Source organism: Bacillus sp. YC2 (genome assembly GCF_019891195.1).
In the GTDB taxonomy this organism is placed as follows: Bacteria; Bacillota; Bacilli; order Bacillales; family Bacillaceae; genus Bacillus.
Genome location: NZ_JAHXDO010000005.1, coordinates 175,093 through 197,452, shown reverse-complemented (window position 1 = coordinate 197,452; position 22,360 = coordinate 175,093). Strand labels below are relative to the sequence as shown.

The 22,360-nt window shown below is 46.8% G+C and carries 22 protein-coding genes and 1 other annotated feature; of the genes, 2 read left to right on the top strand and 20 right to left on the bottom strand.

Features of this window, described 5'->3' with window-relative positions:
- Positions 1 to 109: 109 nt before the first annotated feature.
- The 12 genes from cstA to KY305_RS10735 form a co-directional block, all read right to left on the bottom strand.
- Positions 110 to 1,906, bottom strand: coding sequence for a carbon starvation protein CstA (cstA, locus tag KY305_RS10790; protein WP_223062512.1), 1,797 nt, complete (start codon positions 1,904 to 1,906; stop codon positions 110 to 112).
- A 109-nt stretch (positions 1,907 to 2,015) separates the two neighbouring features.
- Positions 2,016 to 3,515, bottom strand: a complete 1,500-nt coding sequence (gene arfA / locus KY305_RS10785; RefSeq protein WP_223062511.1) for an arabinosylfuranosidase ArfA — start codon at positions 3,513 to 3,515, stop codon at positions 2,016 to 2,018.
- An 18-nt stretch (positions 3,516 to 3,533) separates the two neighbouring features.
- Positions 3,534 to 4,376, bottom strand: coding sequence for an arabinooligosaccharides ABC transporter permease AraQ (gene araQ, locus KY305_RS10780; RefSeq protein WP_223062510.1), 843 nt, complete (start codon positions 4,374 to 4,376; stop codon positions 3,534 to 3,536).
- A 3-nt stretch (positions 4,377 to 4,379) separates the two neighbouring features.
- Positions 4,380 to 5,321, bottom strand: a complete 942-nt coding sequence (gene araP / locus KY305_RS10775; RefSeq protein ID WP_223062509.1) for an arabinooligosaccharides ABC transporter permease AraP — start codon at positions 5,319 to 5,321, stop codon at positions 4,380 to 4,382.
- 39 nt (positions 5,322 to 5,360) lie between these two features.
- Positions 5,361 to 6,659: an arabinooligosaccharides ABC transporter substrate-binding protein AraN gene (gene araN, locus KY305_RS10770; protein WP_223062508.1), complete on the bottom strand. Its 1,299-nt coding sequence runs from the start codon at positions 6,657 to 6,659 to the stop codon at positions 5,361 to 5,363.
- A 26-nt stretch (positions 6,660 to 6,685) separates the two neighbouring features.
- The gene (locus KY305_RS10765; RefSeq protein WP_223062507.1) at positions 6,686 to 7,870 is read right to left on the bottom strand and encodes a sn-glycerol-1-phosphate dehydrogenase; all 1,185 of its coding nucleotides are present in this window, start codon (positions 7,868 to 7,870) and stop codon (positions 6,686 to 6,688) included.
- The gene (locus KY305_RS10760; protein ID WP_223062506.1) at positions 7,867 to 8,664 is read right to left on the bottom strand and encodes a sugar-phosphatase AraL; all 798 of its coding nucleotides are present in this window, start codon (positions 8,662 to 8,664) and stop codon (positions 7,867 to 7,869) included. Before KY305_RS10760 ends, KY305_RS10765 begins: the two co-directional genes overlap by 4 nt.
- Positions 8,651 to 9,340, bottom strand: coding sequence for an L-ribulose-5-phosphate 4-epimerase (araD, locus tag KY305_RS10755; protein WP_223062505.1), 690 nt, complete (start codon positions 9,338 to 9,340; stop codon positions 8,651 to 8,653). Before araD ends, KY305_RS10760 begins: the two co-directional genes overlap by 14 nt.
- Positions 9,333 to 11,018 carry a ribulokinase gene (araB, locus tag KY305_RS10750; protein WP_223062504.1) on the bottom strand — a complete coding sequence of 562 codons (1,686 nt, stop codon included), beginning with the start codon at positions 11,016 to 11,018 and terminating at the stop codon, positions 9,333 to 9,335. The genes araD and araB overlap by 8 nt, the downstream gene beginning before the upstream one ends.
- Before the next feature lies 1 nt (position 11,019).
- Entirely contained in the window at positions 11,020 to 12,513 is a 1,494-nt protein-coding gene (gene araA / locus KY305_RS10745) for an L-arabinose isomerase (RefSeq protein ID WP_223062503.1), read from the bottom strand.
- A 181-nt stretch (positions 12,514 to 12,694) separates the two neighbouring features.
- Positions 12,695 to 13,660: an arabinan endo-1,5-alpha-L-arabinosidase AbnA gene (abnA, locus tag KY305_RS10740; RefSeq protein ID WP_396021518.1), complete on the bottom strand. Its 966-nt coding sequence runs from the start codon at positions 13,658 to 13,660 to the stop codon at positions 12,695 to 12,697.
- A 158-nt stretch (positions 13,661 to 13,818) separates the two neighbouring features.
- Positions 13,819 to 14,904 (bottom strand): M42 family metallopeptidase, encoded by a 1,086-nt coding sequence (locus KY305_RS10735; RefSeq protein ID WP_223062501.1) that lies wholly within the window; start codon positions 14,902 to 14,904, stop codon positions 13,819 to 13,821.
- Positions 14,905 to 15,085: 181 nt separating this feature from the next.
- On the opposite strand from KY305_RS10735, the gene KY305_RS10730 reads away from it, so the two are divergent.
- Entirely contained in the window at positions 15,086 to 15,478 is a 393-nt protein-coding gene (locus KY305_RS10730; RefSeq protein WP_223062500.1) for a sigma-w pathway protein ysdB, read from the top strand.
- Positions 15,479 to 15,494: 16 nt separating this feature from the next.
- Here the strand turns inward: KY305_RS10730 and KY305_RS10725 are convergent, their stop codons facing one another.
- The 8 genes from KY305_RS10725 to KY305_RS10690 form a co-directional block, all read right to left on the bottom strand.
- The gene (locus KY305_RS10725) at positions 15,495 to 15,761 is read right to left on the bottom strand and encodes a DUF1294 domain-containing protein (protein WP_223062499.1); all 267 of its coding nucleotides are present in this window, start codon (positions 15,759 to 15,761) and stop codon (positions 15,495 to 15,497) included.
- Positions 15,762 to 15,816: 55 nt separating this feature from the next.
- Positions 15,817 to 16,176 carry a 50S ribosomal protein L20 gene (gene rplT, locus KY305_RS10720; RefSeq protein WP_003152495.1) on the bottom strand — a complete coding sequence of 120 codons (360 nt, stop codon included), beginning with the start codon at positions 16,174 to 16,176 and terminating at the stop codon, positions 15,817 to 15,819.
- Positions 16,177 to 16,207: 31 nt separating this feature from the next.
- Positions 16,208 to 16,408 (bottom strand): 50S ribosomal protein L35, encoded by a 201-nt coding sequence (rpmI, locus tag KY305_RS10715; protein WP_003152493.1) that lies wholly within the window; start codon positions 16,406 to 16,408, stop codon positions 16,208 to 16,210.
- Between the two features lie 12 nt (positions 16,409 to 16,420).
- Complete coding sequence (infC, locus tag KY305_RS10710; RefSeq protein ID WP_071543361.1) at positions 16,421 to 16,942, bottom strand: translation initiation factor IF-3; 522 nt, start codon at positions 16,940 to 16,942, stop codon at positions 16,421 to 16,423.
- A 57-nt stretch (positions 16,943 to 16,999) separates the two neighbouring features.
- Positions 17,000 to 17,130: a sequence feature (ribosomal protein L20 leader region), on the bottom strand.
- Positions 17,131 to 17,372: 242 nt separating this feature from the next.
- On the bottom strand, positions 17,373 to 18,056 hold the full coding sequence (lrgB, locus tag KY305_RS10705; RefSeq protein WP_214797991.1) for an antiholin-like protein LrgB: 684 nt from the start codon (positions 18,054 to 18,056) through the stop codon (positions 17,373 to 17,375).
- Between the two features lie 12 nt (positions 18,057 to 18,068).
- Positions 18,069 to 18,509, bottom strand: coding sequence for an antiholin-like murein hydrolase modulator LrgA (gene lrgA / locus KY305_RS10700; protein WP_223062498.1), 441 nt, complete (start codon positions 18,507 to 18,509; stop codon positions 18,069 to 18,071).
- Positions 18,510 to 18,639: 130 nt separating this feature from the next.
- The gene (locus tag KY305_RS10695; RefSeq protein ID WP_223062497.1) at positions 18,640 to 19,374 is read right to left on the bottom strand and encodes a LytR/AlgR family response regulator transcription factor; all 735 of its coding nucleotides are present in this window, start codon (positions 19,372 to 19,374) and stop codon (positions 18,640 to 18,642) included.
- Positions 19,352 to 21,133: a sensor histidine kinase gene (locus KY305_RS10690; protein ID WP_223062496.1), complete on the bottom strand. Its 1,782-nt coding sequence runs from the start codon at positions 21,131 to 21,133 to the stop codon at positions 19,352 to 19,354. Before KY305_RS10690 ends, KY305_RS10695 begins: the two co-directional genes overlap by 23 nt.
- A 185-nt stretch (positions 21,134 to 21,318) precedes the next feature.
- On the opposite strand from KY305_RS10690, the gene KY305_RS10685 reads away from it, so the two are divergent.
- On the top strand, positions 21,319 to 22,107 hold the full coding sequence (locus KY305_RS10685) for an HAD family hydrolase (protein WP_223062495.1): 789 nt from the start codon (positions 21,319 to 21,321) through the stop codon (positions 22,105 to 22,107).
- Positions 22,108 to 22,360 lie beyond the last annotated feature (253 nt).

Here is a 22,360-nt window from a genome sequence, read left to right as displayed (position 1 = left end):
TACTTTTTTAAAAACAGCGAACACTGGATCAAACAGATCATATTTGCTTTCTTATCGCAAAATACCTCTCGCTCCGAAAACTGACGGACAAATCCTCCAATTTCCAACATTATCCCGGAATTGACGCTTCCAATCTCGCACTCGGATCTCGCCACATGTGCATCCATTTTTTCAAAGCCGCAATAATGATCACAAGCCCCAGCAGCAGCATAATAATGGATAACACGCCATTTGGCACATTGTAACCCGCAGCTTCGGGGTTCAAATACACATACCGCACCATCCAATAGCCTGCATAGTTGACAGTTACATATAAATAGGCGAGAGGAACCAGGCAAGTCAGCATATAGCGCCGTTTATCGGCAATTTTTAACACAACGGTCGCTCCGATGATTAAGCCGACTGACGCCATAAGCTGATTGGATACCCCAAACAGCGCCCAGATTGAGCTGATATCGCCTGAATACAGCAGATACCCCCACAGCAGGCAGGCGAGCGCGCTTGAAAAAATGGAGCCGGGCAGCCAGTCTGTTTTTTTCAGCGGCTTATACAATTCGCCGAAGAACTCTTGAATTAAATAACGGGCGACACGGGTCCCCGCGTCAATCGCCGTTAAAATGAAGACCGCTTCAAACATAATGACAAATTGAAAAAAGTATGAAGCCAAATGACTGAAAAACGGAATTCCGGTAAAGATATACGTCATCCCGACGGCCAGCGTAACAGCGCCGCCCGTTCTTCCTTCGAGGCTGAGTCCGATTTCTTTGCTCAGATCAGGCAGATGGACGACATTCATTCCGAGCGCGCGGAACATCTCAGGCGTGCTGTTAATGGCAAAATAATCGGCAGGCTCAAGAGCCGCGGCGGCGATGAGCGCCATAATCCCGACAAGGCATTCCACAAGCATCGCCCCAAAAGCAACAGGCTTGATGTCGCTCCATTTGTCCAGCATTTTCGGCGTCGTGCCAGAACCGACAAACGCGTGAAAGCCCGAGATGGCGCCGCAGGCAATGGTTATCGAAATAAACGGCCAGACAGGACCGGCGATAACCGGGCCGCCGCCATGAATAAACTCGGTAAATGCAGGGAACTTAATGGCCGGATTAACGAAAAATACACCGGCGATCAAGGCGATGAAAACCCCTATCTTCATAAAACTGCTTAAATAATCACGCGGGGCCAGCAAAAGCCACACAGGAAGCGCGGCGGCAAAAAACGCATAGACGGGGAGGGCAATCGCCAGCGTTTTCGCATCAAGCGTCAGGATGTCGCCAAGTGCGGTTTTTTGCAGCCACGGCCCGATCACAACGCCGGCCATTAACAAAAGAAAACCGACAGCAGAAGCAAGCTTTAGATTTCCTGTTTTTTTATAATAAATTCCAGCCCCCATCGCAATCGGAATCGTGATTCCTACCGCAAACGTTCCCCACGGGTTTTTCTCAAGCGCATGCAGCACAACCATAGACAGCCCCGCCATGGTGATCGTTATGATAAACAGCATGGAAAGACCCGTACAAAAGCCGGCCACGGGTCCAAGCTCGTCTTTTGCGACTTCAGACAGCGTTTTTCCATTTTTCCGCATTGATGCAAACAACACGACGATATCATGAACGGCTCCTCCGATCACAGCCCCGATCAGCAGCCACAACAGCCCGGGCAAATAACCGAACTGCGCGGCCAGGATCGGCCCGACAAGCGGACCGGCCGCAGCGATCGCAGCAAAATGATGGCCGAAAGACACCCATTTATTCGTAGGCACATAGTCTTTCCCATCCTCAAGCACATGGGCCGGAGTCGGTGTGTGGTCGGTAATTTTTAATACTTTCACCATCATAAATGTTCCGTATAACCGGTAAGCGATAGCCAATATACACATAGACGCTATTACGATTGTAATCGCATTCATTTATTCCCAGCCCCTTTTCTCTTTTTCTAAATATTATCACAATTACACAATAACAGGGGATGGTTTTCATGTAAAAAAAGCCGGCTGCATGGACCGGCTTCTATCAATCTTATTTTCCTGACAGGCGGATAACATTCCAGGACAGCGGTGCGAAATGAGCCGTTATCCTTCCGCCGCTGACGAAGGATGCTCCATTGGAATGAGGGATGACTTGTTTTCTGTTATGCTGATTGGTTGCTTTGATATCCGGATGCTCAAGCACGATATGCTCAATAATGCGATAGTTTTCGAATCCTCTCAGCTTTACATCCGTCTCCATCAGCTCTTTGCTTTTATTGACGGCAAAAATGGTGAGTGTTTCTTCCTCTTCATGATAAACGGCTGCGGCATCGACATACGGCACGTCTGTAAAATCTGTGCAGTCGTATTTCGGGGATGTGATCAAGAGCTTCATAGAAGTCCCTCTTCCATAAACGGAAGCGTGCATGTAAGGATAAAAAATAGTCTGTCTCCATGCCTCCCCGCCCTTTTCGGTCATAATAGGCGCAATCACGTTTACAAGCTGAGCAAGACAGGCGATCTTTACCCTGTCGGCGTGCTGCAGCATGGTGATCAGCAGTGAACCGATCAAAAGCGCATCTTCAAAATTATAGATGTCTTCAAGAATCGGACGGGCAGTAATCCACGGCTCCACCTTTTTATCGGCTTCGTTTGAGTGGTACCATACATTCCATTCATCTAAGGAGAGATGAATGGTTTTTTTGCTGCGTTTTTTCGCTTTCATATAATCACATACAGCTGTTACAGATTTGATAAAATGGTCTAAATCCATCGATCTCGCTAAATAGTTTTCAAGATGATTATCACGGTTGCCGTAATACGTATGCAAGGATATGTAATCCACATGCTCATACGTATGCTCAAGCACACCCGCTTCCCATTCGATAAAGGTCGGCATGCCGCTGTTTGAGCTTCCGCAGGCCACCAATTCAATTGACGGGTCCGTCCATTTCATCACTTTTGCCGTTTCTGCGGCCAGCCGCCCGTATTCATGTGCCGTCTTATGCCCGATCTGCCAAGGGCCGTCCATTTCATTTCCTAAGCACCATGTTTTTATTCCGTAAGGCGTTTCATAGCCGTGCGATCTTCTTAAATCACTCCAATAAGACCCTTTGGGATGGTTGCAGTATTCGACGAGGCTGCGGGCGGCATCCATTCCTCTCGTCCCGAGATTGACCGCCATATTGACTTCGGCGTTCACTTTTTTTGCCCATGTTAAAAATTCATTTGTCCCCACTTCGTTCGTTTCTGTCGTCTGCCATGCCAGGTCAAGTCTTCGCGGGCGGTCCTTCACCGGGCCGACGCCGTCCTCCCAGTTATAGCCGGAGAGAAAATTGCCGCCGGGATAGCGGATCAACGGCACTTGCAATTCCTTAATTAATTCCTGTACGTCTGTTCTGAAACCTTCTTGATCCGCTTCCGGATGATCAGGCTCGTATATGCCCTCATATACCGCCCTGCCCATATGTTCAATAAACGAACCGTAAATCCGTTTATCCACTTCACCGATGATATATTCTTTATCTGCGATAATTCCCGCTTTTTTCATTATGTTTCCTCCCCGTGTTTATCCTTTAACTCCGCCGACTGTCAGACCGGAAATAAAGTATTTTTGGAAAAATAAGAATATGATGATAACCGGCAGAATCGCAAAAACTGAACCGGAAATCAGCATGTCATAATTATTGCCGTACGGACTCAGCAAACCTGACAGCCCGATCGGAAGCGTAAACATTTCTTTCGACCGAAGCACGATCAGCGGCCATAAAAAGTTATTCCAGCTATTTAAAGACTGGAGTATGATCATCGCGCCGAATGCCGGTTTCATCAGCGGCGCCATAATTCTGAAGAAAATTCCGAATTCAGTGCAGCCGTCCATCCTTGCTGAATCCAGCAGGTCTTTCGGAAGGCCGAGAGCATATTGCCTGAAAAAGAAAACGGCGACAGGCGATACAATAAACGGCAAAATCACACCCATATAAGAATCAATCAAATGAAGGCCCACCGTCAGTTTAAATAACGGCAGCATCATAACCTCAAGCGGCACCATCATAATGATCAGCACCAGAACAAAAATGACATTTCTGCCTTTAAACTCATACACACCGAGCCCGTAGCCAATCATAGAGGAAAAAAACAGCGTCAGTACCGTAGTGAGAATGCCGAGCACAAGACTGTTAAAAAACCATTTAAAATAGATGCTTCCTCCGCTGAATAAGTACGTGTAGTTATCCAAACTCATCACATCAGGGTCCAGACGCAAATTCAGCCCGATACGCATTAGCTCAGATGACGGTTTTAACGAGCCGAGCAATAAGCAGAACATCGGAAAAATATAAAGCAGACTCAGCATGATAAAAAACAGCGTAAACGCAATTCTGTACACGGCTGACATGTTATGGCCATGCATCGATTACCCCTCCCCTTTAAATGAATCTGACAATTTTAGCGAAACCAGGCTGACAATTAAAATGACAAGCAAAAGGACAATCCCGATTGCCGCCCCGTACCCCATTTCATTGTAAGCAAGCCCCTGCTGATACAAATAGCCGACAAGCGTGAGACCGATATTCCCCGGGGAATTATTTTGCCAAAGCACATAGCTTTCTTCAAACATCCTAAATCCGCCAATGATACTGATGGTTAACACGTAAACGGAGACCGGCTTTAAAAACGGAAGGGTAATGTGCCGGAATTTTTTCCACGTACTCGCGCCGTCAATATCCGCAGCCTCGTACAGCTCTTTCGGCACGTTTTGCAGACCTGCCAGAAAATAAAGAATGTTAATGCCCATCCACCTCCACGAGGCAAGCAGCACCATCAAAAACATGCCCGTTTCTTTATTGTTGAGCCAGTTCTCCGGAGAGGCGCCCAGTTTGATCAGGATTTCATTTGCCAGTGAGGTGTTCATTTCGCCGAAAATCAGGCGGAATATAATTCCGGCTACGATCGTCGATGTTAAAGCCGGTATAAAAAGAGCCGATTTAAAAACATTCCTGAACCTGACCAGCTTTGAGTTCAGGATCACCGCCAAAAGAAGCGGCACGGGAATCAGCACTAAAAGCGTCCAAAAGGTGTATTCCAATGTATTGAATAAAGCGGTATAAAAGGTTGGATTAAGGAGAGCGGTATAATTGGAAAAACCGACAAAGGTGACTTCCCCCGGCAGGATTCGCTGAAAACTCATGATGAAGACGCTGATGATGGGGTATAAAAAGAAAACGAGAAACGAAATGATAAAAGGCGCTGTAAAAAGATAAGGCGCCGCTTTTTTTGAATACAGCACATTGCGCCGGCGCGGCTCCTTACGAACTGAAGAAACGGTTTGCGCTGTCTGCGTCTTTACAGGTTTCAAGTGAACTCCCCCGCTTTCTCTGGTAAATACGGCAGCTCGTCATTTTTTCAATTGCTCCGCCGCTTCGTCCAAGGCTTCCTCAGGTGATTTTTCCTGTGTCTTGAGCGCGTCGAACAGCACCTGTCTGACAACGAGATCGGCTGCTTTAGAGAAATCTTCATGCAAATAAATCGGATTGATTTCATCCTTCACTTCAAGCAGCGCGGAGAAAATCGACGTGCCGTTTTGAAAGAACTCCGTGTATTTGTTTTTCTCCTTCAATTCTTTTGAATCCCATACGTCCCAGCGCAGCGGATCAAAGCCGAGCACGGTCCAAAGCTTTATATTCCCTTCCTTTGAACCTTTCGCAAATCCGAGAAACTCTTTCGCAAGCTCCAAGTGTTTTGCTTGTTTCGGCACAACGGTCGCTGTCCCGCCTAAACCCGCAGATCGGTCGCCGCCTTTTTTCCAGGCCGGCAGAGGGTAAATAGCCATTTTCCCTTTTACATCCGGCATATAATCGATAAACCGCCCCATGTACCATATCGGCATCAGCACCGAAGCAGCTCCGCCCTGATTCATAAAGCCATAGTATTCTTCGCTGTGATGGCCGCCGCCGGGAGCAGGCAGGAGGGTTTTATCATTCACCATGTCTTTTAAATAGTGCAGCGTGTTTACATTTGTCCTGCTGTTGAGGATGAGTTTTCCGTTTTTGCTGAAGTAGCCTGAACCTTGCTGTGAGATCATTGAAAGGAATGTGCCGGAGTCGTTTGTTTCAACTGTGCCCATCGGTTTTCCGGCGGCTTTGCGCACCTTTTTGCCGGCTTGCCGGTAATCGTCCCACGTCTTGATATCAGCAGGATTTACGCCCGCTTTTTTCATTATTTCCATGTTGTAAAACATGACGGTCGTCCCGACATGTGTATCAAGGCCGTACAGTTTTCCGTTTTTGCTGTATAACGCAAGGCGTGCCTCCACAAATTTATCACGGTCTTTTTCAATAAGCGGAGTCAAATCGGCAAGAGGTATATCCTTACCCTTCAAAAAGTTGGAAAAACGACTCAACTCCACATCGGCTATATCAGGAAGACCCTCGCCGGCGATCAGCGAGACGGATAAATTATCATGCATTTGCCCGTATGGATAAACTACTGTATTCAGCTTAATTTTGCGGTCCGGATATTTTGCATTCCACTCTTTGACCATTTCTTTATAAAACTGTTCATGCAGCCCGTTAAAGGTCCAAAATGTCAGCTCCGTTTCACCTGAACGGCCGGATGATCGTTCTGCTGAACACCCGGTTACTAGTGAGAAGAGCATGACCATCAGCACCAGACATAGAGCGGTCCCTTTTTTCATTTCGTTTCCCCTTCCACTTTTTAGGGCTAATGATACAAATGATGTCCAAAGAGCACATCATGTTCATTTATGATTTTTAAACCCGTATAACGGTCTCTCAGCGTATGCGCATGTTTGAAAGCCTCACTGACTATGTCCTCTTCCACACCGATTTCATTGAAATAAGCGGGGCCTCCCACAGAGGTGAGCCAGCCGGCAATTGTTTTTCCGTCAGGCAGCGTGTCATATGCCGATTGAATGGCCTCACGGGTGCGGGAAGGAAGTTCTGTCAGCCTTTCATGACGGGCAAGCCTTTTGTAAATGTCACTAAGCATGACGCACGCACAACCTACCTTCGCTCCATGAAGAATTTGAGGCTGTTTTTTCTTCAGTAATGCCATCTCGATCCAATGTGAGATGTGATGCTCTCCTCCTGACGCCGGACGGGAGTGATCCAAGGCAAGCATGACAAGGCCTGAGACGATTAACGCTTCCATAAGAATCCGGATGCCCGCTTCTGTTCTCATCGCAATGTCATTGCGGTTGTCAATGCATTGCAAAAGCGCGTCTTTCACAAGTGCGGCCCCGGGTGCCGAATACGGCTCCCCCGCCAGCCGCCGGGAAATGTCCCAATCAGCCAGCGACGTGATTTTGCCGAGCATATCGCCGAATCCCGCTGCTGTCATAGAACGGGGCGCATCTTTTAAGAGATTCGTATCCGCAAATAAGGCGATCGGCGCTTTCATTTGAATCGTCGTTTTGATTCCGTTAAAAAGTAACGGCGATCCCGCCGATGTGAAGCCGTCTACTGAAGGAGCGGTGGGAAACGATACAAACGGCAGATCACGCTGATAGGCGGCAAACCTTGTCATATCATGAATCGTTCCCGAGCCGACCGCGAGTAATGCGTCTGCTTCTTGCGTGATACGGATCAGCGTATAGACCAGTGATCGTTCATCTGCCGTCACATCCCCGGACTCATATTCCGGGATGATGATGCTTGCCGCTTTTATCCCGCTGTCATTCAGAGCAGTCTCCAATCCCCGGCCCGCTGCTTCGTAAGTATTCCGGTCGCAGATGAGCATCGTGTTGTTCCAGCGTTTTTTTTGCAGAAATCGGAGAAGCTTCTCTTGAGCATCTGCCCCGATAACAATGTCTTCTATTTTGATAGGAGACGGACTGCCTCCTTCTTTTTCAAATGCAGACTGAATGTCCTCTGCGATATGCTTCATAAAAGGATTCCCTCCTTCGCTAATTCTGTCAGATCCTTTATTGAGTTCAGTACGATGTCAGGTTCATAGAGACGGTGTTCACCAAGCTTGCTTGAACCTGTCAGAACTAACACGCTTCTCATCCCGTACAGCCTGCCCATCGCAATATCTGATTCGAGGCTGTCTCCGATAATGGCGCATTCACCGGGGGTGAGACCGAGCGCTTCACAGGCAGCTTCAGCCATCAGCCAAGACGGCTTGCCGATGACAAGCTCCGCTCTCGTCCCGGCCGCTGCTTCAATGGCGCCGAGCATTCCGGCCACATCAATGGCATGGCCGTCTTCTTTCGGAAAAGAGCGGTCCCGATTGGTGGCGATGATACGCGCACCTGAAGAGGCCGCTTGAAAAGCCAGATTCAGATCTTTATAGGTAACGGTTTCATGCAGGGAGATTATGAGCCAATCTGCCGCTTTCGGTTCCGCCGCCAGGGCGACGCCCGCTAAGGCGAGTTCATCTATCAGCCCCTTTTCCCCTAACACCCATACCTGTGAAGAAGGATACTGTTTCTTTAAAAAAGCGGCGGTGACACTGGAGGAAAGCACGATGTTACGCTCATCTGTTACAATACCGGCGCCGAGCAGCTTCTTCCGGCACATCGCCCTTGACATATTGCCCCGGTTGCTTAAAAACACGATGTTTTTGTTTAATGCCTGAAGGGTGTGAATCGCTTCTTTTGCGCCGTCAATCAGCTCTTGCCCTCTGAATACGGTTCCGTCCAAATCGATCAGGAATCCTGGTGTGTCAAGATTGGCCATAATATGCGTTCGCCCCGTGTTTTCTGTAAAAGTGCTTCTCATGCAATACTGTATTAATCGGGCTGACCTGTTCGTTCAGCATGATTGAACGGTAAGCCATTTCTGCGACTGTTTCCAGCACAACGGCGTTATGCAGCGCGTTTAATGCATCCGAACCCCAGCAGAACGGGCCGTGGCTGTTTACAAGGACGCCCGGAATTTGTTCATACTGCTGGTTTTGGAAGGTTTCTGCAATGACCTTACCTGTATGATGCTCGTAATCTTTCATAATCTCTTCGTCATACATTTCCCTTGTGCAGGGAATCGCGCTTTCAAAATAATCCGCGTGAGTCGTTCCGAGAGCCGGAATGTCCCTTCCGGACTGAGCCCAGCTTGTCGCCCACGGTGAATGGGTATGGACGATTCCGCCGATATTCGGAAAGGCTTTATATAAATACAGATGGGTCGGCGTGTCAGAGGAAGGCTTAAGTGTGCCTTCAAGGATGTCGCCCTCTTCATTCAGGACAACCAGCTTGTCAGCTGTTAATTCGCTGTACTCGATACCGCTCGGTTTAATAACAATTCTCCCGCTCTTTCTGTCAATGCCGCTGACATTTCCCCATGTGAATGTGACAAGTTTATGTTCCTTAAGCTTCAGATTGGCAGCAAGCACTTCTTCCTTCAACTCTTCAAGCATGGCGGCCTCCCTCTTTCGTAAACTGGCGGTTTTTTATTGTTTTCAGGCGTTTCATGACATTGTTTTCTTTACCGAAGTATTGAACCAGCTTTTTATATTCCGCATATAAGCTGTCATAAACTTCCGATCTATCCGCATTTGGGGTGTAGGAGTATTCCTTCAGTTTTCCCATATGAGCGGCAGCCTCCGTAATACTGGAGAATCCTCCGTTTTCCTTTCCTGCTGCGAGCGCTCCGAAAATGGCAGAGCCTAGCGCGGGCGCTTGCGGAGAGCCGGATAATTTAATCTCCATATTTGTGATGTCTGCATAAATCTGCATGATAAACGGATTCTTCTCGGCAATTCCGCCGGCTGCGTATAGCTCTTCGACCGGAACGCCGTTTTCTCTGAACGTTTCAATGATCATGCGCGTTCCGTATGCCGTAGCCTCGACTAACGCCCTGTAGATTTCCTCCGGTTTTGTGTGCAGTGTCATACCGAGCATCATGCCCGTCAAATCGGCATCTACTAAGGTTGAGCGGTTTCCATTCCACCAGTCGAGCGCCAGCAAACCGCTTTCACCCGGCATTAGCTGATCGGCTTTTTCGCTTAAAAGCTCGTGGATGCCCATCTTTCTCGCCTCTGCTTCCTTCAGGCAGCCACTCGGCACACACGTTTTCACAAACCAATCAAAGTGGTCGCCGACGCAGGACTGTCCCGCTTCATACCCAGCATACCCGGGTAAAATGCCGTTATTAACGACGCCGCACATGCCGGGTACGATATTGACTTGTTCCCCAAGCAATACATGGCAGGTTGAGGTCCCCATAATCATCAGCATTTTCCCCGGCTCCGTGATGCCGACGGCCGGTACTGAGACGTGAGCGTCAACATTAGCCACAGCGACGGCTGTTCCCGGAAGAAGCCCGATCAGATCAGCCATTTTCTCCGTTAATTCCCCGGCTTTTTCACCGACTGAATAAATCGTTCCGCTCAGTTTATCTCTTGTAATCGTTTTCATTAATGGGTTCAGCTTCTCGAAAAATCGGTCCGGCGGATACCCCGTCTCCTCATCCCATATCGCCTTGTAACCCGCTGTACAATTGCTTCGTTTTAATGAGCCGCACAATTGGTATACTATCCAGTCAGCCGCTTCCACCATCCGGTCTGACGCTTCGTAAATATGCGGCGCCTCCTCAGCAATCTGCATGACTTTCGGAATCATCCATTCAGAGGAAATTTTCCCGCCGTACCTTTCTAAAAAGGATTCACTGTTTTCTGCGGCTATGCTGTTCAAGCGATCCGCATACTTTTGGGCGGCATGGTGTTTCCACAGTTTCACGTAACTGTGAGGTTCCCCTTCAAATTCAGGCTTCATGCAAAGCGGCTGTCCGGCTTCGTCCACCGGCAGAATGGTGCACGCCGTAAAATCTATTCCTATGCCGATAATCTCTTTTGGGTCAACACCCGTCTTCTGAAGCAGCTGCGGGATCGCAGTCTCCATTACTTCGATATAATCTGCCGGATGCTGAAGCGCCCAGTCCCGCGGGAGTTTTTCACCGGTCTTCGGCAGCACATGATCGATAACGGCATGCGTATATTCTTTTACGGCGGCCGCCGTTTCTTCTCCGGTTCGGACATTCACCAGAACCGCCCGGCCGGACAATGTGCCAAAGTCCACACCAATCGTGTAAGTCATGTCAAATCCCCCCAAACCGGTATAATGCGTCATTCCATTTCAGCTCTTTTTTCAGTTCGCGGATATCCGTATCACGAGAAATGAAGATGCTTTCGATACCTGCCATTTCAGCCCAATCGAGCATCTGATCAGCTGTCAGCTTATAAGACAGACAGGTATGATGGGCTCCTCCCGCCAATATCCACGCTTCCGCAGCCGTTTTCAGCGAAGGTTCAGGCTTCCACAGCACACGCGCCACAGGTAAACTCGGCATTTCATGATCAACTTCCCGGCCTTCCGCTTCATTCAGCACGAGGCGGAAGCGACCCCCGATATCAATTATGCTCGCGATAATGGCCGAACCGCTGATTCCGTTAAATACAAATCGGGCCGGATCTTCCTTGCCTCCGATTGACAGGGGATGAACTTCAATTTTCGGCTGATCAAGAGAAACCGTCGGGCACACTTCAAGCATATGGGACCCGAGAATCATCGCATTACCCGGCTCAAAATGATACGTATAATCTTCCATGAAGGAGGTTTGTTTCCCATCGGCCATTATTTTCATCATGCGCACGAGGGCAGCCGTTTTCCAATCCCCTTCACCTGCAAACCCGTACCCTTTTTCCATGAGGCGCTGAACGGCCAGCCCGGGAAGCTGCTTCATCCCGTGCAATACTTCAAATGAGGTCGTAAACGCTGTATAACCGCCTTGTTCCAGAAAAGCCGTCAAACCGAGTTCGATTTTTGCCTGTTCTTTTATGGAAGAAACTTTTGCTTCATCCTGTTTTGTTTCGTCACTGATGATGTACCGTTTGTCATACTCTTCATAAAGCGCTTCTATTTCTGCTTCGGTGACTTTGTTCATTACCTCGACAAGGTCGCCGATTCCGTACCCGTCAACCTGCCAGCCGAATTGAATCTGGGCGCCGACTTTATCACCGTCCGTGACGGCTACATTCCGCATGTTGTCGCCGAACCGGGCTGCTTTGATATGTCTGCTTTCATTCCATGCCGCCGCAACGCTCATCCATTGGGAGATGTCTTGTTTGATTTCTTCATCATCCCAATAACCCGCAATGACCTTTCTCGTCTGCCTCATCCTTGAATTGATGTAGCCGTATTCCCGGTCTCCGTGTGCGGATTGGTTGCTGTTCATAAAATCCATATCGATCGTTTCCCATGGAATATCGCGGTGATATTGGGTATGCAGATGCATAAGTGGCTTTTGGTAAGACGAAAGGCCCTCAATCCACATCTTCGCTGGAGAAAATGTATGCATCCATGTGATAACCCCTGCACAATTCTCGTGATATTGCGCTTCTCTCAGCAGCTCTCTAATCGATTCTGATGATGTGACAACTGGTTTATGCTTGATCTTATATCTGGATGACACCCCGCTGAGCCCCTCACAAATTCCTTTTGCGTGTTGATCCACAAGCTCAAGCGTTTCCTCTCCATATAAGTGCTGGCTTCCCGTTACAAACCAAAATTCGTAATTCTTGATCTGAAGCACATTCATTTCCCCTTCCCATCAAAATAAAGCGTTTACAATTATAAACATACGTACCAATGCAAAATATAAAACTATTTTAGTTTTATTTGTACGAACAATTTTATTATAGTTAAGAAGGAATGAAACTGTCAATCTTTTATTATTTCTAAAAAAAAGCCAGGCGCAATTGCCCGGCAGCTCATTAATAGGAAGGCCAGCCTGAACTCCAATCAATATCGTTAATTAACATCTTCGGAATCCCATTGTTTTCGGCGTCATACGCGTGACGCACCAAAATATTTCCGTTTACAATATCTTGACCGCCCGGCCCTATCCAGCGATTATTGCCGGAATCGAGAATCGAGCCCCCTCCTTCCGTCATGCTTTTCCCGCTTCTATCGAGATAAGGGCCCGTAATGCTTTTTGACCTTCCATAGGCAATTTTGTACGTACTATTTACACCTGCACAGCACTTATCAAATGACACCATCAAATAATAGTAGCCGTTTTGATATGTGATAGACGGGGCTTCAAGGGCGCCGCTGTTATTCGGTCTGGCAGCGATGGAATAGAGAGAGCCCGTCGGTTTCATTGTGTTTTTATCAAGCTTTGTCAATTTAATCCCGCTCCAAAAAGAACCGAACGCAAGCCACGGATTTCCGTCTTTATCAATTGTCAGTTCCGGATCAATCGCATTGTAATCATTTGCGCTTGTTGAACGGATGACAAGTCCTTCATCCTTCCAATTGCCCGAACTGAGGCTTGCTGATGACGCGAGGCCGATGGCAGAGGTGTTTTTTCCAAATGAGGACACGGCATAGTAAAGCCAATACTTTCCGTTGTAATATTGAATATCTGGCGCCCACTGATTAAGCCCGTAATTCGGCACATAATTGCTCCACCATGACAGCGGGGCTGAAAAGATTGGCTTTTGAACGGTCCACACGCCGCTGCTTTCCGCCTTTAAAACACGCAGCCCTCTCTCACCCTCCAAGCCGGTTCCGAAAGCGTACCACGTGTTCCCTTCTTTCGCCATCGTCGGATCGTGAAGCAATTCATTTGATGCTCCCCAAAACGCTGCCGAAGCCGGTGACGCAGACAACAGCAGCAAACCGGCTGTAAATGACGCACATGAAAAACGGATGATGCGCTTGAAACTTATTTTCATTTTGTTCATGCCCCCTTTTAAATAAAACGCTTACAAAAAAAGAGTGATCCCTCCCTAATTTTCTGATTCTTCTGTGTCTTTTTCATTGTAGCCGCGCAGCTTATATTTGTACAGACAAAAAAAAGAATCTGCTAAAAAAAGCAGATTCTTCCGTATCCTTATTGATATGTAATACGATCGACCGTTTCCCTGTCCAATTTTTTAATGACTTCTGTAATCAGTTTGACCGTATTCTCATAATCATCACGATGCAAAATGGCTGCATGTGTATGAATGTAACGCGTTGCAATCGTAATTGAAAGCGCAGGCACTCCGTTTGCGGTTAAATGAATCGAACCGGAATCTGTCCCCCCGCCGGCAATGGAATCAAATTGGTAAGGAATTCCCGCTTCTTCCGCCGTATTCACGACGAGATCGCGAAGCCCTTTATGGGACACCATTGATGCGTCATATAAAATAATTTGCGGCCCGTCGCCGATTTTGCTTTGCGCCTCTTTTTCAGAAATGCCCGGTGTATCTCCGGCAATCCCGACATCCACACCGAACGCGATGTCAGGCTGAATGGTGTGGGCGGCTGTTTTTGCTCCGCGGAGCCCGACTTCTTCCTGGACCGTTCCCACGCCGTACACAACATTCGGATGATCACTGTTTTTCAGATTTTTTAATACGTCAATCGCAATCGCGCAGCCGATGCGGTTGTCCCACGCCTTCGCCAGCAGATGTTTTTCATTGTTCATCACCGTAAATTCAAAATACGGGACAATTTGATCTCCCGGGAGAACGCCCCATTCCATTGCCTCTTCACGGCTTGCTGCTCCGATATCCACAAACATCTCTTTAATATCAGCGGCTTTTTTTCTGGCGTCAGGCGGTAAAATATGAGGCGGCTTCGAACCGATAACCCCCGTAATGTCGCCTTTTTTCGTTACGATGGTGACGCGCTGGGCCAGCATGACCTGAGACCACCAGCCGCCGACGGTTTGAAAACGGATAAACCCTTTATCAGTGATTTGCGTCACCATAAAACCGACTTCATCCAGATGGCCGGAGATCATGATTTTCGGCCCGTTCTCCTGTCCGGCTTTTTTGGCGATCAAGCTTCCGAGCCGATCTGTCGTGACGTCATCGGCAAATGGTTCTATGTATGATTTCATCACTTGTCTTACTTCTCTCTCATTTCCCGGTATGCCTTTGGCATCAGTTAACGCTTTCAGCATGGTTAACGTTTCATCTAATTTTTTCATCATAAACCTCCTTTTTTTCATTACTCTTCTTATTATACAGAACCAATGCGGAACCATACGATTAATTCGCCTGAAAATCGGGTAAATGTTTTTACATATTTCTTTTAAAAAAATGAAACCTTTTGTTTTGTTTTTCGTATTACATCAGATCAAGATAATGTGAGGAGGTGCCTTCACACAAATGGCTATTATATTATTCAGAATTCTTTTGCTTGTACTTCTTGTTTATTTTATTTACATGGCGGTAAAGTTTTATTCAAATCCGAAAAGAAGGCTCAAACTGGCTCAATCTAAAGAAAACTTTTACTTTTTTGATGAACAAAAAAACACGCGAAAAAATCTCCAGCTTACTTATAAAGGAGTGCTCTTTGAAGGAGAGAAACACATCCCTTCCAAAGACCACCCGCTGTTTATCCATACCATATTTGTATGGACGGAAGCTCCAGAAAAGCTGAACGGCTTCTCTGCAGACGATTTTGAAGAGGTCGAAAAAAAGGTACTGGAACGATACCCGAATTGCAAGATTGATTGGGACCAGCCGATAAAAAAAGCAAAAAAAGCAGGCGAGCGATAAGCGCTCTCCTGCTTTTTCATTTCCTATAAATGATATACAGCAGTACAAGGGCCGATTCCGCGAAAAAGAGCAGCGGCACCCCGTATACGAAAGATCTGTGCTTCGTTTTATGCCTGAAGGCGTGCATGCCGAGCCATACGCCAAGTGACCCGAACATAGCGGCGGCAAGCCATATCCGCTTCTCTGATATTCTCCACCTGTGAAGCTCTGCTCTTCGTTTATCAGCGCCCATGATCCAAAAGCCATATCCATTGATTAGTACGGCATATATCACAACAGCCATTTGTTTCACCCTTTACGTAAAAAAACCGCTCCTCTCGGGGAGCGGTTTTTGCGGCTTACTTATCTAACTGAGCTTTAGCAGCATCAGCAAGCTGATTGAAAGCAGTAAGATCGTTTACAGCAAGATCAGCAAGCATTTTACGGTTTACTTCGATACCTGAAAGCTTAAGACCGTGCATTAAACGGCTGTAAGAAAGACCGTTCATACGTGCAGCAGCGTTGATACGTGTGATCCAAAGCTTACGGAAATCACGTTTTTTCTGACGACGGTCACGGAATGCATAGTTTCCAGATTTCATGACCTGCTGGTTTGCTACTTTGTATAATGTATGTTTTGAACCGAAATAACCTTTTGCTAGTTTAAGAACCTTTTTACGACGCTTACGTGTAACAGTTCCGCCTTTTACTCTTGGCATTAGATTTCCCTCCTAATTGTTCCTTGTCCGATTACTTGATGTTAGCAAGCTGTTGTTTGATGCGTTTGAAGTCTCCTGCGCTGACAATAGCACCCTTGCGAAGCTTACGCTTTTGCTTTTGGGATTTGTTGGCGAATAAGTGACTTGTATATGCATGAGAACGTTTTAACTTCCCAGAACCTGTCTTTTTAAAACGTTTAGCAGATCCGCGGTGAGTTTTCATTTTTGGCATGGGATTTCCTCCTTATTGCTTTTCGTTTTTCGGCGCGAGCATTAAGAACATGCTGCGGCCGTCCATTTTTGGTTTTGTTTCGACTGTCGCAACTTCCGCACATGCTTCAGAAAAACGGTCCAATACGCGCTGGCCGATTTCTTTATGAGTGATTGCGCGTCCTTTAAAGCGGATAGAAGCTTTCACTTTATCGCCTTTTTCAAGGAATTTAATTGCATTGCGCAACTTCGTGTTAAAGTCATGCTCATCGATCGTCGGACTTAATCTAACTTCTTTTAAGTTAATGATTTTTTGATTTTTGCGTGCTTCTTTGTCCTTTTTCTGCTGCTCGAATCTGAACTTTCCGTAGTCCATGATGCGGCATACAGGCGGTTTTGCATTTGCTGCAACTAACACAAGGTCAAGATTTGCGCGGCCGGCGATTTCAAGTGCTTCCTGACGGGACTTGATGCCAAGCTGATCGCCATTTTGTCCGATTAAGCGGACTTCACGTGCACGGATACCCTCATTAACCAATTGATCTTTGCTAATAATGAGCCACCTCCATAGTTTCTTCGAATTGATTCACAACGCTTTTGACTGCATTCTGCAGGCAAACAAAAAGTGCGGGCATGATAACACACCCACACTACGAACATCTGCATAAATAAAAATGTACGGTCAACCTGCCAACTACATGAATGTGTCAATCAGGTGAGAAGCGGGTGCTTCTGCTTGTGATTTATATTCAATTCAATAACTATTCTACACAATACCGGAACGTTAGTCAAGAATGACTTCTCCGGATCAACTTTTTCATTTTAACACGGTGTTGTGGTGAACGCAAGGAAAAAAGTGAAATTATGTTATGGTCAAACTAATTGCTGCATTTTTCACTGAAAAAACTGTTTCTCATACAATCTTTTCCCGTATACTCCCGACGCTCATTTCGCACCGTAAAAAAAGCCAAGGCTTCCGCCTTGGCTTACCCTCCGATAAGTTGAACGAACACCGGAATGACCAGCACCGTTACAACCCCGACAACTACAACCGCAATGCTTGCCATTGCCGCTTCTACTTCACCCATCTCAATTCCGACAGCTACACCGAGTGCGTGCCCTGATGTGCCGAGGGCCAATCCTTTAGAGATCGGATGTTTCACTTTAAACAGTTTTAAGAATAAAGCGCCAAGGGCGTATACGATAACGGCGTTGAAAATAACGGCAAAGGCGGTAATGTCGCTGATGCCGCCGATGTCTTTTGACAAAGGCAGGGCAATAGCCGTTGTCGCCGCCTGCGGAAGCATGCTTTTCATGACAGCCGCGTCAAGATTGATACCTTTTGCGATCAAATAAACAATGGTGACTGAGCAGACAGAGCCGACAATGATGGACGACATAATCTGCCACCAATACTTTTTGAGCTTGTCTCTTTGCTTATACAAAGGAATGGCAAAAGCAATGGTCGCCGGTTCCAGGAAAAACTTAATAATGTCTCCGCCGCTTTTATAATCATCGTATGAAAAACCGCCGAGCTTCAAAAAAACGATTCCCAGCACCATTGCGACAAACAGCGGGGTGAAAAGGAAAAAGCCTTTCGTTTTCTTGAATAAAAAAGTACCGATGCCAAAGGCTGCAAGTGAAACGACAATACCGAAATATGGACTCATCCGTTTTCCCTCCTAATGCTGCACAAGTTCTTTTTCTTGATTGGGATGGCGCACCCCTGCTTTTTCAGCCGGAGCAGCCTTTTGACGTTTTTTGCTTACAGACAGAATAAATTGAGAAAAAAGACCGGTTGCTCCCAGCAGAATAATGGTAGCGAGTAAGATTACGAGTGCGATTTGCACGCCGTACTGCTGCATGACGCCAAGTGAATTCATCACGGAGATGCCCGACGGGACAAATAAAAATCCGATCAGTGACGTTAATGATGTTCCCAGCATTTCTACTTGTTCAAGCTTAATCACTTTCAGACATAAGAGGACAAATAATAACACCAAACCTACGACAGAAGCGGGTATAGGAATGGGGACAATCGCTGCAATCCCATTAGATATCAGCATAATTACGGCAAAAACAAATGCTTGTGTCAAAAATCCATACACTTTTTTCGCACTCATTTTCTTCACCTCTTTCTCTTTGTTGCCTTCATTATAAAAGAGAAAAATCCGTATAAAGCGCTTTCACCTCAAATGGCAGGATATTCATTCCGAAATGCAAAAAACGGCTGGTGAAATGCAGAAAGCTGCTTCATAAAATATGAAGCAGCTTCTTTAAGTCCTTTGCGTAAGTACGGCTGACGGGGATTTTCGAGCCGTCTTTCATGATGAGGTTGTACGTCGAATTAAACCACGGATGAATTTCTGTAATATGCTCTGTATTAACGATGAAGGCGCGATGCACCCTCATAAAATCCGTATCAGGCAGTTTTTTTTCAATAACCGCCAAGGCCTCATGAACAGAATAAGAGGCGGCAAAGGTTTTGACGGATACGTGCCCGTCCTCCATCCCTGTAAAAATAATATCCTTTGTATCTAAAATGACAATTGATTCACCGGCAGATACAGCGAGCTTATGAGGACCGGCTGCGGCGGGCTGCTCAGCGGCGGCTCCTGCCTTATCCTGCTTGACTCTTTTAAACTTTCTGATCGTCTGCCGCACTCTTTCCTCATCAAAAGGTTTTGTTAAATAATCAAGCGCATCCACTTCGAAGGCTTTTAAAGCGAATTGATCATATGCCGTGGCGAACACGACGGCCGGCGGGTGTTTCATATTTTTCAGCCGCTTGGCGATGTCAAATCCGTTTTCTCCTGACAAATCAACGTCTAAAAACAATAAATCCGGTTTTTGATCCATCATGCTGTCGAAAGCGGATTCTATATTTTCCGCCTCATTTATCTCACTTACCTCATTCGTCCGCTTGAGCAAGTAGGCTAATTCATCTCTTGCAAGCATTTCATCATCAACGATTAACACCTTCAGCATGTTCTTCTCCTTTAATCATCAGTTTCAAGGGCAGCTCAAATGATACTTCTGTCCCTTTGCCGACCTCACTTTTCATTTGCAGAGCGGCTTTTTGGCCGAATAAACCGATCAGCCGCTGATTTAAGTTGTAAAGCGCCGTCCCCGTCCCTTCTTTGGACGGAAGCGGACGGTTTCCGAGTACAGATAACAATTCCGGATTCACTCCCCGTCCGTTATCCGCCACCTGCATCAAGACTGACGGGCCATCGGACACCACGCGGACATTGACGGCGCAGCTGTCTTGTTTCTTTGAAAAAGCGTGGCGGAGTGCATTTTCTACAAGGATTTGCAGCACAAAAGGGGGAATTTCGATTTCCTCCAATCCGCTTTCGATATCCAGGCCGATTTTATATTTCCCGGGAAAACGGGCCTGTTCTAATGATAAGTAAGCGTGCAGATGGTTCAGCTCCTTGGAAAGCGGGATTACCAGCTGTCTTGCGCCTTGCAGATTAGAACGGAAATAGACGCTGAGCTGCAGGAGAAGCTTACGGGTTTTCTCCACATCTGTGCGGCAAAGGGCAGAAATCGTGTTGATCGCATTAAACAGAAAATGCGGATTCACCTGTGCTTGGAGCGCCTTAATTTCTGCATCCTTCAGCAGCTTGCTTTGCAGCTCCGCTTCGCCAAGCTCAAGCTGGGTGGAAAACAGCATGGCCAGACCCTCAGCGAGTTCCTCCTCTACCTGGCTTAATCCGGACGGGCTTTTAAAATACATTTTCAATGTGCCGATCGTTTTGCCGTTTGACGTGAGGGGCAAAACAATTGCCGCATGCAGCGGGCAGTAGCTGTGCGTGCATTCAATTTCTTCCTTTGATGTCGCTTTCATAATATGCCCTGTTTTTATGACCCGTTTAGATAAGCCCGTAATCAGGCTTTTCGACGGGATATGGTGATCAGCGCCTGCACCGACATGCGCAAGAATTTTTTCATTGTCCGTAAGCGATACCGCGTCCGTCCCCGTCTGTTCATGAATAATGGACGCCACGCTTTTACAGGAGCTTTCATTCAGCCCTTGGCGGAAAAAAGGCAGCGTCTGGTCGGCAATCATCAGCACTCTGTGGGTTTCAAGCGCTCTCGCCCGTTCTTCTTTGCGGATGATGGATTGAATGATTGAGAGAAAAATGAAGGTCCCTGACCCGTTAATCAATATCATCGGGATGCCGATCATACTCACAAGCGTCCAGGCATCGGAAAACGGCTTGGCCAAAAGCAGGATAAGAAGCATTTGCAAAGATTCCATCCCGATCCCGACAAGCGCCGCCACTTTCGGTGTCGGCATCACGTAACGTTTTCTGAAATAACGGCCGATCAAGCCTGACAATATGCCCGCTAAAATGGAAGAGACGGCGCAGCTGACAGCGGTTGCTCCTCCGAGCGATAAGCGATGGAGACCGGCCAATAAGCCGACGCCGATTCCTACATACGGCCCGCCCAAAAGCCCGCCGATTTCAACACCCATAATCCGCGTATTGGCGATGGAGCCGGACGGATCAATTTGAAACACCCAGTCATTATTCATGATCATATTCCGCTGAATCTCAATTCCCGTATAGTTGCTGATAATGCTGAATAATGAAAAGATAGAAATCAGCACTGCTTTTCCTTTATAGCTTTCGGGATGCTGAAGCGCCTGTCTGAACAATTTGGTATGAGCCAAAACAAATCCCAATATCACGATAATGCCGACTCTCTCCAGCATCATAATCATTAAATGCAGCATGTCATTCACCTGTTCTTTCAAATTTTATTTTATCATGTTTCGGCATCGGAGACAGAATCGCGCATTACATCTGCCTGTTTTTTTGAAATCATCTGAAAACATACCTTTAACAGGCCTAATATCTATTGTAGAATAAACGGGAGCCTTATGGCAGAGTGTGAGAATATGAAAAAGAGGAGAAGATCATGAAAGCCGTATTTTTTGATTTGGACGATACACTGTTATGGGATGAAAAAAGCGTCAGAACAACATTTAGAGAAACGTGTTTGCAAGCGGAAAAAAAATATGGCCTTGACCCGCACACATTTGAAGCAGCGGTTCGAAAAGCCGCACGGGAATTATATATGTCATATGAAACCTATCCTTATACGGTCATGATCGGCATCAATCCGTTTGAAGGGTTATGGGCGAATTTTTCCGAACCGGTAAGCGAAGGGTTTAAAAAACTGAATCAAATTGCCCCCGAGTACAGACGGAACGCATGGACAAACGGCCTGAAAAGTGTCGGCATTGACGATGCGGCTTACGGAGAATATTTGGCAGAGTTTTTTGCGGCAGAACGCCGCCAGCGCCCGTATGTATACGATGAAACATTTGCGGTGCTTGATCAGCTGAAAGGAAATTATGAACTTCTCATGCTGACAAACGGCGACCCGAGCCTGCAAAAGGAAAAGCTTGCCGGGGTGCCTGAGCTTGCGCCTTACTTTAATGAAATTGTCATCTCAGGCGCTTTCGGAAAAGGAAAACCCGATGCGTCTATATTTGAACATTGCCTGGGTCTCTTGCATCTGAAAAAAGAGGAGGCCATTATGGTCGGCGATAACCTCAACACAGATATTTTAGGAGCCAAGCGGGCAGGCATCACGACTGTCTGGATAAACCGGACAGGGAAGAAAAATGAAACGGATGTAACCCCTGATTACGTGATCGGCGATCTTCACGAGCTGTTTGCGATATTAGAGAAAAAAGAATAGAGATACATGATAAGAATAGATAAGGAGTTTACACACCTTATCTATTCTCTTTTCCGGATGCCACTTCATTAAATCCCCCCATCACTATATTGTTATAGTATTCTCGTTTAAAATCACTTTTTGAATACCGGAGTCGGCCATTACTTCGAAAAATTTCCGTCAATTCCATTTCCCCAAATGTCTTTCATCACTGTCTAAGTATTAGCTTTCAGTCATGCAGCGCTGTCCGTGAACTTTTACATGAACATCTTTT

Coding starts and splice junctions, on each gene's coding strand:
- lrgB (WP_214797991.1), bottom strand. CDS start 18,056: ATGAGTCCATATTTCGGTATTGTCGTTTCACTTGCAGCCTTTGGCATC.
- KY305_RS10730 (WP_223062500.1), top strand. CDS start 15,086: ATGGCTATTATATTATTCAGAATTCTTTTGCTTGTACTTCTTGTTTAT.
- KY305_RS10760 (WP_223062506.1), bottom strand. CDS start 8,664: ATGGCCAATCTTGACACACCAGGATTCCTGATCGATTTGGACGGAACC.
- KY305_RS10695 (WP_223062497.1), bottom strand. CDS start 19,374: ATGCTGAAGGTGTTAATCGTTGATGATGAAATGCTTGCAAGAGATGAA.
- KY305_RS10690 (WP_223062496.1), bottom strand. CDS start 21,133: ATGCTGCATTTAATGATTATGATGCTGGAGAGAGTCGGCATTATCGTG.
- araN (WP_223062508.1), bottom strand. CDS start 6,659: ATGAAAAAAGGGACCGCTCTATGTCTGGTGCTGATGGTCATGCTCTTC.
- arfA (WP_223062511.1), bottom strand. CDS start 3,515: ATGAAAAAAGCGGGAATTATCGCAGATAAAGAATATATCATCGGTGAA.
- KY305_RS10735 (WP_223062501.1), bottom strand. CDS start 14,904: ATGAAAAAATTAGATGAAACGTTAACCATGCTGAAAGCGTTAACTGAT.
- araD (WP_223062505.1), bottom strand. CDS start 9,340: ATGCTTGAAGAGTTGAAGGAAGAAGTGCTTGCTGCCAATCTGAAGCTT.
- rplT (WP_003152495.1), bottom strand. CDS start 16,176: ATGCCAAGAGTAAAAGGCGGAACTGTTACACGTAAGCGTCGTAAAAAG.
- KY305_RS10765 (WP_223062507.1), bottom strand. CDS start 7,870: ATGAAGCATATCGCAGAGGACATTCAGTCTGCATTTGAAAAAGAAGGA.
- cstA (WP_223062512.1), bottom strand. CDS start 1,906: ATGAATGCGATTACAATCGTAATAGCGTCTATGTGTATATTGGCTATC.
- KY305_RS10725 (WP_223062499.1), bottom strand. CDS start 15,761: ATGGCTGTTGTGATATATGCCGTACTAATCAATGGATATGGCTTTTGG.
- araQ (WP_223062510.1), bottom strand. CDS start 4,376: ATGCATGGCCATAACATGTCAGCCGTGTACAGAATTGCGTTTACGCTG.
- rpmI (WP_003152493.1), bottom strand. CDS start 16,408: ATGCCAAAAATGAAAACTCACCGCGGATCTGCTAAACGTTTTAAAAAG.
- abnA (WP_396021518.1), bottom strand. CDS start 13,660: ATGAAAATAAGTTTCAAGCGCATCATCCGTTTTTCATGTGCGTCATTT.
- araB (WP_223062504.1), bottom strand. CDS start 11,018: ATGACTTACACGATTGGTGTGGACTTTGGCACATTGTCCGGCCGGGCG.
- KY305_RS10685 (WP_223062495.1), top strand. CDS start 21,319: ATGAAAGCCGTATTTTTTGATTTGGACGATACACTGTTATGGGATGAA.
- lrgA (WP_223062498.1), bottom strand. CDS start 18,509: ATGAGTGCGAAAAAAGTGTATGGATTTTTGACACAAGCATTTGTTTTT.